Raw genomic sequence first — 12,367 nt, 5'->3', positions numbered from 1 at the left:
CCTCACGAGGGCACGGAGCGAGCGGAGTGCCGGCATGAGCACTGATGTGAACGTCAAGATGGAGGCGCTGGCGGGCGTCGACCCGGACGCGCTGCCACTACAGGTCAAGGACCTGCACGTGGAGTTCCGCACCCGCAACGGCATCGCCCACGCCGTGAACGGTGTGAGCTTCGACCTGCGGGCCGGCGAGACCCGGGCGATCCTCGGCGAGTCCGGCTGCGGCAAGAGCGTGACCGCTCAGGCGATCATGGGCATCCTGGACACCCCACCCGGCTTCATCACCGGCGGCGAGATCCTCTACCGGGGGGTCGACCTGCTCAAGCTGCCGGAGTCGGAACGCCGCAAGGTGCGGGCGAACCGGATCGCGATGATCTTCCAGGACGCGCTCTCCGCGTTGAACCCGGTCTTCACCGTCGGTTTCCAGCTCGCCGAGCTGTTCCGCAAGCATCGGGGCATGTCCCGCCAGGACGCCAAGGCACGTGCCGTCGAGCTGCTGGACCTGGTGAAGATCCCGGCGGCGAAGCAGCGGGTGAACGACTATCCGCACCAGTTCTCGGGTGGCATGCGGCAGCGCGTCATGATCGCTATGGCGCTGGCGCTCGACCCCGAGGTGCTGATCGCGGACGAGCCGACCACCGCGCTGGACGTGACCGTGCAGGCGCAGATCATGGCGCTGCTCGCCGAGCTTCAGCGGGAACGGAACATGGGCCTCGTGCTGATCACCCACGACATGGGGGTGGTGGCCGACGTGGCGGACCGGATCTCGGTGATGTACGCCGGCCGGGTCATCGAGGAAGCCGGCGTGAACGACATCTACGCCAGCCCCGCCCACCCGTACACCAAGGGTCTGCTGGAGTCGATTCCGCGCCTGGACCTCAAGGGCCACGAGCTCAGCGCCATCAAGGGCCTGCCGCCGATGCTCACCAACATCCCGCCGGGCTGCGCCTTCAACCCCCGGTGCGGGTACGCGCAGGAGGTCTGCCGGCAGGACCCGGCGCCACCGCTGTACCAGGTGTCGCCGAGCCGGACGGCTGCCTGCCACTTCTGGAAGGAGGTCAAGGGTGATGAGTGACGTGGTGCTGGAAACCCGTGACCTGGTCAAGCACTTCCCGCTGACCCGGGGCATCGTCTTCAAGAAGCAGTACGGCGCGGTTCAGGCGGTCGACGGGGTCAACCTGCAGCTGCGGCGCGGCGAGACGCTCGGCGTCGTCGGTGAGTCCGGCTGTGGCAAGTCGACGCTGGCCCGGCTGCTGGTCGGGCTGGAGACGCCGACTTCGGGTGACCTGTTCGTGCAGGGCAAGAACATGTCGAAGGTCAGCGCCGAGGAGCGACGTCGGGGCCGGCGCAACATCCAGCTGGTGATGCAGGACCCGTACACCTCGCTCAACCCGCGGATGACCGTCGGCGACATCGTCGGGGAGCCCTTCGAGGTGCACCCGGACGTGCTGCCGAAGGCCAGGCGACGGGCCAAGGTGCAGGAACTGCTCGATCTGGTCGGTCTCAACCCGGACCACATCACCCGGTACCCGCACCAGTTCTCCGGCGGCCAGCGGCAGCGGATCGGCATCGCCCGGGCGCTGGCGCTCAACCCGGAGATCATCCTGTGTGACGAGCCGGTCTCCGCGCTGGACGTCTCCATCCAGGCCCAGGTGATCAACCTGCTGGAGAAGCTCCAGAAGGAGCTCGGGCTGTCGTACATCTTCATCGCCCACGACCTCTCGGTGGTCCGGCACATCGCCGACCGGGTCGCGGTCATGTACCTCGGCAAGATCATCGAGATCGGCACCGAGGACGAGATCTACGACAACCCGACCCACCCGTACACGCAGGCGTTGCTGTCGGCGGTGCCGGTGCCGGATCCGAGGCTGCGCGGGCACCGGGATCAGATCGTGTTGACCGGTGACGTGCCGTCGCCGGCCAACCCGCCCTCGGGCTGCCGATTCCGCACCCGGTGCTGGAAGGCCCAGGACGTCTGCGCCGAGCAGCAGCCGCTGCTGGAGATCCGCGACAAGTCGGGTCACCCGAGCGCCTGCCACTTCGCCGAGGTGCGCGACGTGGTGCACGCGTCGGAGTAGCCCCACAGACGCCGCCGCTCCGTCCATCCGTACCGGAAGCAGCGGTGAAGGTAGTGCCTCCTCAGTGATTCGGGGCGTCGGCCGTCACCAGCAGCCGGCGCCCCGGTCCACACTTACCTGGATGGTGCGGGAGGCGGGTGGGGTGGCTCAGAGGGGGCCCCGGCCGGCGCGGAGCAGCAGCAGGGCCAGTTGGGTGCCGTCCGCGCCCAGGGCTGACCGGAAGCGCTCCAGGATCTCCTGTTCGCGGGAGAGGACGAGCCGGGTACCGCCTGAGGCCATCCGGGTCGCACCGACCTCCCGGGAGAGTGCGGCCCGCTCCTGCCACAACTCGATCAGCGCTCGGTCGATCTCGTCGATCCGTACCCGGATCTCGGCGATCCGACTGGCGGCGTCCGGCTCGGCGGTGCCGGTGGCCGGGGCACCAGCCTCGGGCCCGGCGGGACCGGCCCCGTTCGCGCTGCCGTTCTGCTCCATCACGTCTGTCATCTTCGGGTACCTCTCGCGATGTGGTGCCCGTTGCCCGGATCCCGGGACGCGAAATGCCCCGGGCTCCGAGAGCCCGGGGCATTTCGTAGGTCTGATCGATCAGGCGCGACCTACGGCTGCCGGACTCCCGGAGCCGTAGTAAAAGTAGAAGCGCTCATCGAACACGCTGTCGAGTATGCCGCTCTCCGGGGTGGCACGCAAGGAAAGCCGTCCCTTCCCCACATCTGGTCGGTGGGTGCCGTGGGCGGGGGATGTCGGGCCGGCGGCATAGACTCGCCGTGCGATGCATCCTCTCTTCGACATCCCCGCGTCCCCGCCCGAGCCCGAGCCTGCCCGGGCGTTGCCACCCCACCGTCCCGCGCCCGGCCGCCTCGATCCGGCGGAGCTGGTCGAGGGGCTCAACGGTCCGCAGCGGGACGCGGTGACCCACGCGGGCTCGCCGCTGCTGATCGTGGCCGGCGCCGGGTCCGGCAAGACCCGGGTGCTGACGCACCGGATCGCGTACCTGCTCGCCGCCCGGGACGTGCACCCCGGCGAGATCATCGCGATCACCTTCACCAACAAGGCCGCCGGCGAGATGAAGGACCGGGTCACCGCCCTGGTCGGCCCACGGGCCCGGCTGATGTGGGTCTCCACGTTCCACTCCGCCTGTGTGCGGATCCTGCGTGCCGAGCACGAGCAGGCCGGCCTGAAGTCCACCTTCTCGATCTACGACGCGGACGATTCCCGCCGGCTGATGCAACTCGTCGCCCGTGAACTCGACCTCGATCCGAAGCGCTATCCGGCGCGGGGTCTCGCCACCCAGGTCTCGAATCTGAAGAACGAGCTGGTCGACCCGGAGACGTTCGCCGCACGGGCCAACGGACCCAACGAACGCGCCCTGGCCGAGGCGTACGCCCTCTACCAGCGGCGGCTGCGCGAGGCCCACGCGCTCGACTTCGATGACCTGATCATGACGACGGTGCATCTGCTCCAGTCGCGTCCGCACGTCGCGGAGAGCTATCGCCGTCGTTTCCGGCACGTGCTCGTCGACGAGTACCAGGACACCAACCACGCGCAGTACATCCTGATCAAGGAGCTGGTCTCCGGCACCGAGGGCCTCGACCCGGCGGAGCTGTGCGTGGTCGGCGACGCGGACCAGTCGATCTACGCCTTCCGGGGCGCGACGATCCGCAACATCCTGGAGTTCGAGCGCGACTTCACCGACGCCCGCACCATCCTGCTGGAGCAGAACTACCGCTCCACCCAGACCATCCTGAACGCGGCGAACGCGGTGATCGACCGCAACACGTCGCGCAAGCCGAAGCGGTTGTGGAGCGACGCCGGCGCGGGTGAACCGATCGTCGCGTACGTCGCCGACACCGAGCACGCCGAGGCGGACTGGGTGGCCCGGGAGATCGACAGGTTGGTCGACGACGGGGAGACCCGACCGGGCGACGTGGCGGTGTTCTACCGCACCAACGCGCAGTCCCGGGTCTTCGAGGAGGTGTTCATCCGTCTCGGTCTGCCCTACAAGGTCGTCGGCGGGGTGCGCTTCTACGAGCGCAAGGAGGTCCGGGACGCACTGGCCTACCTGCGTTCGGTGGTGAACGACGACGACACGGTGAGCCTGCGCCGGATCCTCAACACCCCGCGCCGGGGCATCGGCGACCGCGCAGAGGCCTGTGTGGAGGCACTGGCCAGCCGGGACCGGATCTCCTTCGGTGCCGCGTTGCGGCGAGCCGGTGACGCGCCGGGCATCTCGACCCGAGCGGCCAACGGCATCGCCGACTTCGTGGCGCTGCTCGACTCCGCCCGTGAGCTGGCCGTCGACGGCACCCCGGAGGAGGTGCTGGAGGCGGTGCTGACCCGTTCGGGTTACCTGACCGAGCTGGAGGAGAGCCTCGACCCGCAGGACGCCGGCCGGGTCGACAACCTCCAGGAGCTGGTGAGCGTCGCGCGCGAGTACACCGAGCGGATCGAGGCGACCGGCGCGGAGGGCGAACGGGCCACCCTGGCCGGCTTCCTGGAACAGGTCGCACTGGTCGCCGACGCCGACCAGGTGCCCACCGACGACCCCGAGCACCAGGGCGTGGTCACCCTGATGACGCTGCACACCGCCAAGGGCCTGGAGTTCCCGGTGGTGTTCCTGACCGGCCTGGAGGACGGCGTCTTCCCGCACCTACGCTCGCTCGGCGACACCCGGGAGCTGGAGGAGGAGCGCCGGCTGGCGTACGTGGGCATCACCCGTGCCCGGCAGCGGCTCTACCTCTCCCGGGCGGTGACCCGCTCCGCGTGGGGCCAGCCGTCCTACAACCCGCCGTCCCGGTTCGTCGAGGAACTGCCACCCGAACTCGTCCGCTGGGAGCGGACCGAGGGGTCGTACACCTCGTGGGGTGGGGGTGGTGGCGGCGTGGGTGGCCGTGCGGACCGGGCGCCCGGCGGTCGCGGTGGTTTTGCCGGCGGTACGCCCCGGGCGGTCCAGCTGGCCCGCAAGCTCGGGGTGGACGGCAGTCGGTTGGCCACCGCGAGCGAGCTGCCGCAGGGGCCGAAGGTCACCGCCGGGGACCGGGTCAACCACCAGCGGTACGGTCTCGGCCGGGTGGTGACCGTGGAGGGGCACGGCCCGGGTGCCCGGGCGCAGATCGACTTCGGCGACCAGACGCTGTGGTTGGTGCTGCGCCACGCCCCGATCGAGAAGATCTGACCCGGTCAGCCGGTCGGGGGTCAGCAGGCCACGTCGATGCCCCGAGCGCGTAGGAAGGGCGCCGGGTCGATCTGGTTCCACATCTGACCCTGGTGCACCTCGAAGTGCAGGTGCGGGCCGGTGGAGTCGCCCGTGGAGCCCTCCAGACCGATCGTCTGCCCGGTGCTGACCTTCGCGCCCACGCTCACCCTGGCCGTGCTCAGGTGGGCGTAGTGGGTGAGGTAGCCGTTGCCGTGGTCGATGACCACCGAGATGCCGTACCCGTCGCCGACGTCGCCGGCCTTGGTCACGGTGCCACCGAAGGCGGCGCGCACCGGGGTGCCGGCGGGCATGGCGAAGTCGATTCCGGCGTGCAGGGTGCCCCACCGGGGCCCGTAGCAGGAGGTGACCGCACCTCCGGACATCGGCAGGACCCAGGAGGACTTCGGCTTCGTACTCTTCTTCGGCTTCGGCTTCGGCTTCGGCTTCGGCTTGGCGGTGGCCGTCCGGCTGGCCTTCGGCTTCGGGCTGGGCTTCGCGGTGGGGCTGGCGCTCGGCGACGGGCTGCCCGAGGCGGCGGGCTGGCGGGCCGACCGGTCGGCCCGCTCGGCGGCCGCTGCCCGGGTCGCTGGGTCCAGGGCGACCGGGCTGGTGGTCGGCCGCTCATCGCGGTCGGTCAGGACGACACCGCCGACGCCGAGCGCCGCCAGGGCGGCCGCACCGACAGCCAGCAGGCGGGAACGCCGGCTCATCCGTCGACGGTGGCGTGCCGGGGCGTGGGGGATCTCGCGGATAGGGGTGGGGCTGTCGTCCTGCACGGGTACGGACCTCACTGGCTTCGAGTGGTACGTGACCTCGAAATCCTGGTGTCGGTCCGGGCGGTGCCGGGTACCGGGGGTGTGAGCGGCGCGGGCGGTGGCCGGCGCCGCTGTCCGTCTTCGTGCCGGACTGGTCCCGACTGCCCGATGCTGATCTGGTCGGCCGTTGTGCCGTCCGTCACAGTTGTCGGAGTGAGCTGGGACACTTGTCCGTCGCGGGCATCACGCGAAACCGCCCGGATCGACAGATCCGGGCGGTCAACGGACGTCACGGCCGGTCAGGACGCGGCTACCTCGCTGTAGATTGCCTCGACTTGCAGCTTGATGTCCACTCCGCGCTCCTGCAGCCACGGCACCGGGTCGAGTGGCTCCCCCTTGACATGGATCTCCAGGTGCAGGTGGGAACCGTAGGAGTGACCGGTGTTGCCGACCAGGCCGAGCTGGTCACCGGCCTTGACCTGCTGCCCCTCGCGCACACTGAGCGCGGAGGAGTGGCCGTAGATGGCTTCGCTGCCGTCGGCGTGCTGGACGATGACCGCGTTCCCGTAGCCGCCGAACCAGCCGGCCTTGGTGACGGTGCCCTCGTGGATCGCGACGTACGGGGTGCCCTCCGGCGCCACCAGGTCCACGCCGGTGTGCAGCTTGCCCCAGCGCATGCCGTAGGGGGAGTTGAAGTCGTAGCCCTGCAGGGGCAACAGCCAGACGCCGGTGTCCTCGACGCTCTCCGGGGCATCGCGGCCGTCCCGGGAGGCCCGGTCGGCGGCATCGGCCCGGTCCGCCACGCCCTGGTTGCTGATCGAGGCCTGCTTGAGCTCGTCGAGCACCGTCGGGCTGACGCTCTTGGCGTCCGGCATCGCGCTGGCTCCCAGCGCCACCACACCGGCGCCGACGAAGGCGGTGGTGACGACCGCGGCGTAGCGGCTGCGCGGGGGTGTGGGTACGCGGCGGCGGCCGCGATATCGATCGGGCTCAGACGACAGGCGCTGGCGCACGCATACCCTCCGTTGTCGGGGTTCCGATGCGGATCAACCGTCGTCCGGATCTGGTGACCGTCCGTCGGCTGGTCGCGTCGTCACCCGTCCGTAGACCTGATGACAACCGTGGACACGGTAGCCAACCGTCAGTCCCGTCACAAGCCGGAACGCCGAATTGCTTGCAACGTTCTGTCCGCTTCCGTCCGAGATTGTCATGGCTCGCGGGTGTAGTGGAGTGTCCTCGTTATCCTCCGTTCGTCGCACACCGTGACCGATCGGCGGAGGCGTCCCGCTTGACGCCCCCCGTGCCCGTCGTGCCTCTGCGTGAGGTGACAGTGGTACCTACGTGACGCGGCAGGGGGTTGCGGCGAATCCGTACGGCGACCCCTGTTTACCGCTCGCCCTGCCGGCCCCGGTTCCCCGGCCGAGGCCGGGCGGGTTACCGTTCGTTCAGGTGAATGCCGCAGAGCCGGTGAAAGGGATGCCCAGATGAGCTCTCGTGTTCGGGTCGTCGTCGCCAAGCCGGGCCTGGACGGCCACGACCGTGGTGCCAAGGTGGTGGCGCGGGCTCTCCGCGACGCCGGCATGGAGGTCATCTACACCGGCCTGCACCAGACCCCGGAGCAGATCGTGGAGACCGCGATCCAGGAGGACGCCGACGCGGTCGGCCTCTCGGTGCTCTCCGGGGCGCACATGACGCTGTTCCGCCGGGTCCTCGAACTGCTCGACGAACGGCAGGCCCGGGACATCGTCGTCTTCGGCGGGGGCATCATCCCGGAGGCCGACCTGCCGGAGTTGGAGCGCCTCGGCGTGGCCAAGATCTTCACCCCGGGCGCCACCACCACGTCCATCGTGGAGTGGGTGCGGGACAACGTCGCCCAGCCGGTGGCCTGAGCACAGGGGGAGGGGCCGGACGCACCCCTCACACGTCCGGCCCCTCTATGCACGATGCCCCGCCGCCACCCCTCGACCGACAGGGCATCGGCCGTTTCCGTCTTCGCGCTCTCCAGCGCTCCGACACCTGACTCAACGACGTCCCTCCAGCGGGGTTACGCGGGACCGCGGAGAACCGTCACCACCCAGGCAAGATCGCTCGAACGGGTGACGTGGCTCGGTCCGCGCCCTGACGGGTGCGCTCCGGTGTGACCCGACGCCAACCTGGTTTGTGCATTACCGCACACCACACACCCGCTCGGTTGCCGGAGGTGCCGGCATCGCTAGGCTGCGCCCAATGAACCCTTTCCGACCTCCCCTTGCGGGCCGCACCGTCAGGTCGGCGGCGGCGCGTGGTCGCGGTGGCGAGGGTTCGACCGCCTGCGTCAACTTCAACTGATGTCGGGCATCACACTGTTTTCTTTCCATACGCTGGTGGCGGCGCGACGGTGCGCCGCAGAGACGGGACGGGACGCGCAATCGTGGACCTGTACGAGTACCAGGGGCGGGACCTGTTCGAGCGGCACGGACTTCCCGTGCTCGCCGGCGGCGTCGCCACGACCCCGGAGGAGGCCCGCGCGATCGCCGAACGCCTCGGCGGCCGGGTGGTCGTCAAGGCACAGGTGAAGGTCGGCGGACGAGGCAAGGCGGGCGGCGTCAAGCTGGCCGAGGGCGCGGAGGAGACGGTGGCCCGCGCCACCGACATCCTCGGCATGGACATCAAGGGTCACACCGTCCACAAGGTCATGATCACGGTGACCGCGGACGTGGCCGAGGAGTACTACTTCTCGTACCTGCTCGATCGGGCGAACCGTACGTTCCTCTGCATCGCCAGCGTCGCCGGCGGTATGGACATCGAGCAGGTCGCCGCCGAGACCCCGGAGAAGGTCGTCAAGGCGCCGATCGACGCCGTCAAGGGCGTGGACGAGGCAAAGGCGCGGGAGATCGTCGAGGCGGCCGGCTTCCCGGCCGAGGTCGCCGACCAGGTCGTCGACGTCGCGGTCGGCCTGTGGCGGGCCTTCGTCGCCGAGGACGCCACCCTGGTGGAGGTGAACCCGCTGGCCAAGACCGCCGAGGGCAAGCTGCTGCTGCTGGACGCCAAGGTGTCGCTGGACGAGAACGCCGGCTTCCGGCACCCCGACCACGAGGCACTTGTCGACCAGGCGACGGTGGACCCCCTGGAGCAGGCGGCCAAGGAGAAGGACCTCAACTACGTCAAGCTCGACGGCGAGGTGGGCATCATCGGCAACGGGGCCGGCCTGGTCATGTCGACCCTCGACGTGGTCGCCTACGCCGGGGAGCGGCACGGCAACGTCAAGCCGGCCAACTTCCTCGACATCGGCGGCGGTGCGAGCGCCGCGGTGATGGCCAACGGACTGGAGATCGTGCTCTCCGACCCGTCGGTCAAGAGCGTCTTCGTGAACGTCTTCGGCGGCATCACCGCCTGCGACGCGGTCGCCAACGGCATCGTGCAGGCGCTGGAGCTGCTGGAGCAGCGGGGCGAGCAGGTCACCAAGCCGCTCGTCGTCCGCCTCGACGGCAACAACGCCGAGGCCGGTCGGGCGATCCTCGACGGCGCGAACAACCCGCTGATCGAGCGGGTCGACACCATGGACGGCGCGGCCGAGCGGGCCGCCGAGCTGGCGGCTGCGGGGGTCTGACACATGGCTATCTGGCTGACCAAGGACTCGAAGGTCATCGTCCAGGGGATGACCGGTTCCGAGGGTTCCAAGCACACCCGCCGGATGCTCGCCGCCGGCACGACCGTGGTGGGCGGTGTCAACCCGCGCAAGGCGGGCACCACCGTCGACTTCGACGGCACCGAGCTGCCGGTCTTCGCCGGCGTCGCCGACGCGATGAAGGACACCGGCGCGGATGTCACGGTCATCTTCGTACCGCCGCAGTTCACCAAGGCCGCGGTCATCGAGGCGATCGACGCCGAGATCCCGCTGGCCGTGGTGATCACCGAGGGGGTGCCGGTGCACGACACCGCCGCCTTCTGGGCGTACAACGTCGCCAAGGGCGAGCGGACCCGGATCATCGGCCCGAACTGCCCCGGCATCGCCTCGCCGGGTGCCTCGAACGCCGGCATCATCCCGGCGGACATCACCGGCTCCGGCCGGATCGGTCTGGTCAGCAAGAGCGGCACGCTGACCTACCAGATGATGTACGAGCTGCGCGACATCGGCTTCTCGACCTGTGTCGGCATCGGTGGCGATCCGATCATCGGGACGACCCACATCGACGCGCTGGCCGCGTTCGAGGCCGACCCGGACACCGACGCCATCGTCATGATCGGTGAGATCGGTGGCGACGCCGAGGAGCGGGCGGCCGAGTTCATCAAGGCCAACGTGAGCAAGCCGGTGGTCGGCTACATCGCCGGGTTCACCGCCCCGCCCGGCAAGACCATGGGGCACGCCGGTGCGATCATCTCCGGCTCGGCGGGCACCGCCGACGCCAAGAAGGCGGCGCTGGAGGCGGTGGGCGTGAAGGTCGGCAAGACGCCGACCGAGACGGCCAACCTGATGCGCGAGATCATGTCCGCGGGCTGAGCGGGAAACACGCGCTGAGGGGCCGACCGGAAGGTCGGCCCCTCAGCGGTTCCAGTACGGGTAGTTCCCGGTGGCCTGCAGGATCAGGCTGACGACGATGTTCAGCACGCCCAGCCCGATGGCCACGTAGCCGAGCACCGGCGACTGGCGGTACCGGCGTGCGTCGCGGATCGACAACCAGCCGAAGACGATGCCGAGGATGCCGCAGCAGAGCACACCGGTCACGATGCCGATTACGCCCCAGAGGGTCGTACGGTCCCGGCCGACGGGTGGCGGCGGGGGCGGTGGATACGGAGCGTTCACGACTCCCCTTCCGGTCACATGCTGCCGCGACGTCGGTCACGGCCCCTGTGCCGAGGCTAGATGAGACGGTGCCCGCCCACGCCGGATCAGCCGAACTCGGGTGTTCGGCGCGCCGGCTGCCCGACACGACGGGCGGTGTCGGGCAGCCGGGGCCGGCCCGGCATGCCAGAGTAGAGCCGATGTCCTTTGTCACCCCTGACCAGCCTCGCCGGGCCACCGACGCCCGTGGCGCCGGTGGCCAGCCACCCGGCCGCGCCGGCCCGCCGCGCCGGGTGCCGGCCGCGCGGACGGCACCTTCCGGGCGCAGTCACGCACCGCTCCCGGTCGCCGCACTTGTCGCCGCCATCGGGGCGGCCGTGACCACCTGGTTGCCCGTGGCGCTGGCGCTGTGGCTGTTCCAACTCAGCGAGGACGCCGGCAGCCTGCTCGACGCCGCACGGGCGGGAGCGGCGGGTTGGCTCCTCGGGCACGGGGTGCCCCTGGTCATGGCCACCGGCCCGCTCGGCCTGGCGCCGCTCGCGGTGACGGTGTTGGCGGTCTGGCGGCTGGTCCGGGCCGGGGTGCACGCCAGCCGCGCGATCGGTGCCCGCGGCGGCCGGTCGCCGGGCCGTACGCTCGCCGCCGCCGCTGCCGTCGGCGTCGCGTACGGACTGCTGGGAGCGCTCGCCGCCATGCTCGTCGGAGCCGGTGGGCCCAGCGTGTCGCCGGTGCGCGCCGGGCTGACGCTCGCGACCGTCGGCACCCTCGCCGCCGGTTTCGGTGCGGCCCGGACGACCGGCGTGGCGGAGGTCTTCGCCGAGCAGACGCCGATGCCGCTGCGCGAGGGCGTACGTGCCGGCCTGGTCGCCGCCCTGGTGCTGCTCGGCGCGGGCGCTGCCGTGGCCGGGCTGGCCGTGGCGACCGGTGGTGGCGACGCGGCCGACCTGATCGGCGCCTACCAAACCGGGGTGGCCGGTCAGGCCGGCATCACCCTGGTCAGCCTCGCGTACGCGCCGAACGTCAGCGTGTGGTCGGCCAGTTACCTGCTCGGCCCCGGCTTCGCGGTCGGCACCGACACGGCGGTACGCACCAGCGAGGTGTCGGTCGGCGCGCTACCGGCACTGCCGTTGTTCGCCGGCCTGCCCAGCGGGCCGGTGGCCGGGCTCGGCGCGGTCACCGTCCTCGCGCTGCCCGTCCTCGTGGGAATGGCCACCGGTTGGCTGCTCGCGCGCCGCCTACTGCGCCTGGCCAACGCCGAACGGAGATCGCTGTCCTGGCGGCGGCTGCTCGTGCCGGCGGCGCTCGCCGGACCGGTGGCCGGCCTGCTGCTGGGCGCGGCGGCGAAGGCGTCCGGTGGGCCGCTGGGCGGCGGCCGGCTGGCGCAGGTCGGGCCGGTCGGTTGGCAGGTGGCGCTCGCGGCACTGCTGGTCACCGGTGCCGGCGCACTGCTCGGTGCCGCTGCCACCCGCTGGCTCACCCGACCCGCGACCTGACCCTCTCCGCCGCCCGGAGGGGCGGCGGTGTGCGGATTCCGCACGAGGTGGGGCGGTCGAACTGGCCCGCTGACGCGCCAGGGGCGTCC

General features: G+C 70.8%; 11 protein-coding genes. 7 read left to right on the top strand and 4 right to left on the bottom strand.

Annotation, left to right across the window (positions count from 1 at the left end):
- The first annotated feature begins 34 nt into the window (after window positions 1-34).
- A complete protein-coding gene (locus ENC19_RS15160) occupies window positions 35-1,072 on the top strand; it encodes an ABC transporter ATP-binding protein (protein WP_164447816.1) in 1,038 nt (345 codons plus the stop codon).
- Window positions 1,065-2,075, top strand: a complete 1,011-nt coding sequence (locus ENC19_RS15155; RefSeq protein ID WP_164447815.1) for an ABC transporter ATP-binding protein — start codon at window positions 1,065-1,067, stop codon at window positions 2,073-2,075. The genes ENC19_RS15160 and ENC19_RS15155 overlap by 8 nt, the downstream gene beginning before the upstream one ends.
- A 147-nt stretch (window positions 2,076-2,222) precedes the next feature.
- Here ENC19_RS15155 and ENC19_RS15150 read toward each other — a convergent pair whose 3' ends face one another.
- Complete coding sequence (locus ENC19_RS15150; RefSeq protein ID WP_164447814.1) at window positions 2,223-2,561, bottom strand: chorismate mutase; 339 nt, start codon at window positions 2,559-2,561, stop codon at window positions 2,223-2,225.
- A gap of 283 nt (window positions 2,562-2,844) precedes the next feature.
- Between ENC19_RS15150 and pcrA the strand changes: the two genes are divergently transcribed.
- Window positions 2,845-5,247 carry a DNA helicase PcrA gene (gene pcrA, locus ENC19_RS15145; RefSeq protein ID WP_164447813.1) on the top strand — a complete coding sequence of 801 codons (2,403 nt, stop codon included), beginning with the start codon at window positions 2,845-2,847 and terminating at the stop codon, window positions 5,245-5,247.
- 20 nt (window positions 5,248-5,267) lie between these two features.
- On the opposite strand, the gene ENC19_RS15140 is transcribed toward pcrA, so the two are convergent.
- Both ENC19_RS15140 and ENC19_RS15135 read right to left on the bottom strand, forming a co-directional pair.
- Complete coding sequence (locus tag ENC19_RS15140) at window positions 5,268-6,044, bottom strand: M23 family metallopeptidase (RefSeq protein WP_164447812.1); 777 nt, start codon at window positions 6,042-6,044, stop codon at window positions 5,268-5,270.
- Between the two features lie 278 nt (window positions 6,045-6,322).
- Window positions 6,323-7,036, bottom strand: coding sequence for a M23 family metallopeptidase (locus ENC19_RS15135; RefSeq protein ID WP_164447811.1), 714 nt, complete (start codon window positions 7,034-7,036; stop codon window positions 6,323-6,325).
- Between the two features lie 471 nt (window positions 7,037-7,507).
- Here ENC19_RS15135 and ENC19_RS15130 point away from each other — a divergent pair, with 471 nt between their 5' ends.
- The 3 genes from ENC19_RS15130 (at window position 7,508) to sucD (ending at window position 10,503) form a co-directional block, all read left to right on the top strand.
- Entirely contained in the window at window positions 7,508-7,912 is a 405-nt protein-coding gene (locus tag ENC19_RS15130) for a cobalamin B12-binding domain-containing protein (RefSeq protein ID WP_164447810.1), read from the top strand.
- Window positions 7,913-8,433: 521 nt separating this feature from the next.
- The gene (gene sucC, locus ENC19_RS15125; protein WP_164447809.1) at window positions 8,434-9,612 is read left to right on the top strand and encodes an ADP-forming succinate--CoA ligase subunit beta; all 1,179 of its coding nucleotides are present in this window, start codon (window positions 8,434-8,436) and stop codon (window positions 9,610-9,612) included.
- Window positions 9,613-9,615: 3 nt separating this feature from the next.
- Window positions 9,616-10,503 carry a succinate--CoA ligase subunit alpha gene (gene sucD / locus ENC19_RS15120; protein ID WP_164447808.1) on the top strand — a complete coding sequence of 296 codons (888 nt, stop codon included), beginning with the start codon at window positions 9,616-9,618 and terminating at the stop codon, window positions 10,501-10,503.
- A 42-nt stretch (window positions 10,504-10,545) separates the two neighbouring features.
- Here sucD and ENC19_RS15115 read toward each other — a convergent pair whose 3' ends face one another.
- Window positions 10,546-10,806: a DUF4190 domain-containing protein gene (locus ENC19_RS15115; RefSeq protein ID WP_164447807.1), complete on the bottom strand. Its 261-nt coding sequence runs from the start codon at window positions 10,804-10,806 to the stop codon at window positions 10,546-10,548.
- 179 nt (window positions 10,807-10,985) lie between these two features.
- On the opposite strand from ENC19_RS15115, the gene ENC19_RS15110 reads away from it, so the two are divergent.
- The gene (locus ENC19_RS15110; RefSeq protein ID WP_164447806.1) at window positions 10,986-12,278 is read left to right on the top strand and encodes a cell division protein PerM; all 1,293 of its coding nucleotides are present in this window, start codon (window positions 10,986-10,988) and stop codon (window positions 12,276-12,278) included.
- The last annotated feature ends 89 nt before the right edge of the window (window positions 12,279-12,367 follow it).

This window comes from Verrucosispora sioxanthis (assembly GCF_010560025.1).
GTDB lineage: Bacteria > Actinomycetota > Actinomycetes > Mycobacteriales > Micromonosporaceae > Micromonospora > Micromonospora palythoicola.
Note: the sequence above shows the minus strand (reverse complement) of the source record. Positions and strands in the feature narration are given on the sequence as shown.

Coding starts and splice junctions, on each gene's coding strand:
- ENC19_RS15160 (WP_164447816.1), top strand. CDS start 35: ATGAGCACTGATGTGAACGTCAAGATGGAGGCGCTGGCGGGCGTCGAC.
- ENC19_RS15155 (WP_164447815.1), top strand. CDS start 1,065: ATGAGTGACGTGGTGCTGGAAACCCGTGACCTGGTCAAGCACTTCCCG.
- ENC19_RS15150 (WP_164447814.1), bottom strand. CDS start 2,561: ATGACAGACGTGATGGAGCAGAACGGCAGCGCGAACGGGGCCGGTCCC.
- pcrA (WP_164447813.1), top strand. CDS start 2,845: ATGCATCCTCTCTTCGACATCCCCGCGTCCCCGCCCGAGCCCGAGCCT.
- ENC19_RS15130 (WP_164447810.1), top strand. CDS start 7,508: ATGAGCTCTCGTGTTCGGGTCGTCGTCGCCAAGCCGGGCCTGGACGGC.
- sucD (WP_164447808.1), top strand. CDS start 9,616: ATGGCTATCTGGCTGACCAAGGACTCGAAGGTCATCGTCCAGGGGATG.
- ENC19_RS15110 (WP_164447806.1), top strand. CDS start 10,986: ATGTCCTTTGTCACCCCTGACCAGCCTCGCCGGGCCACCGACGCCCGT.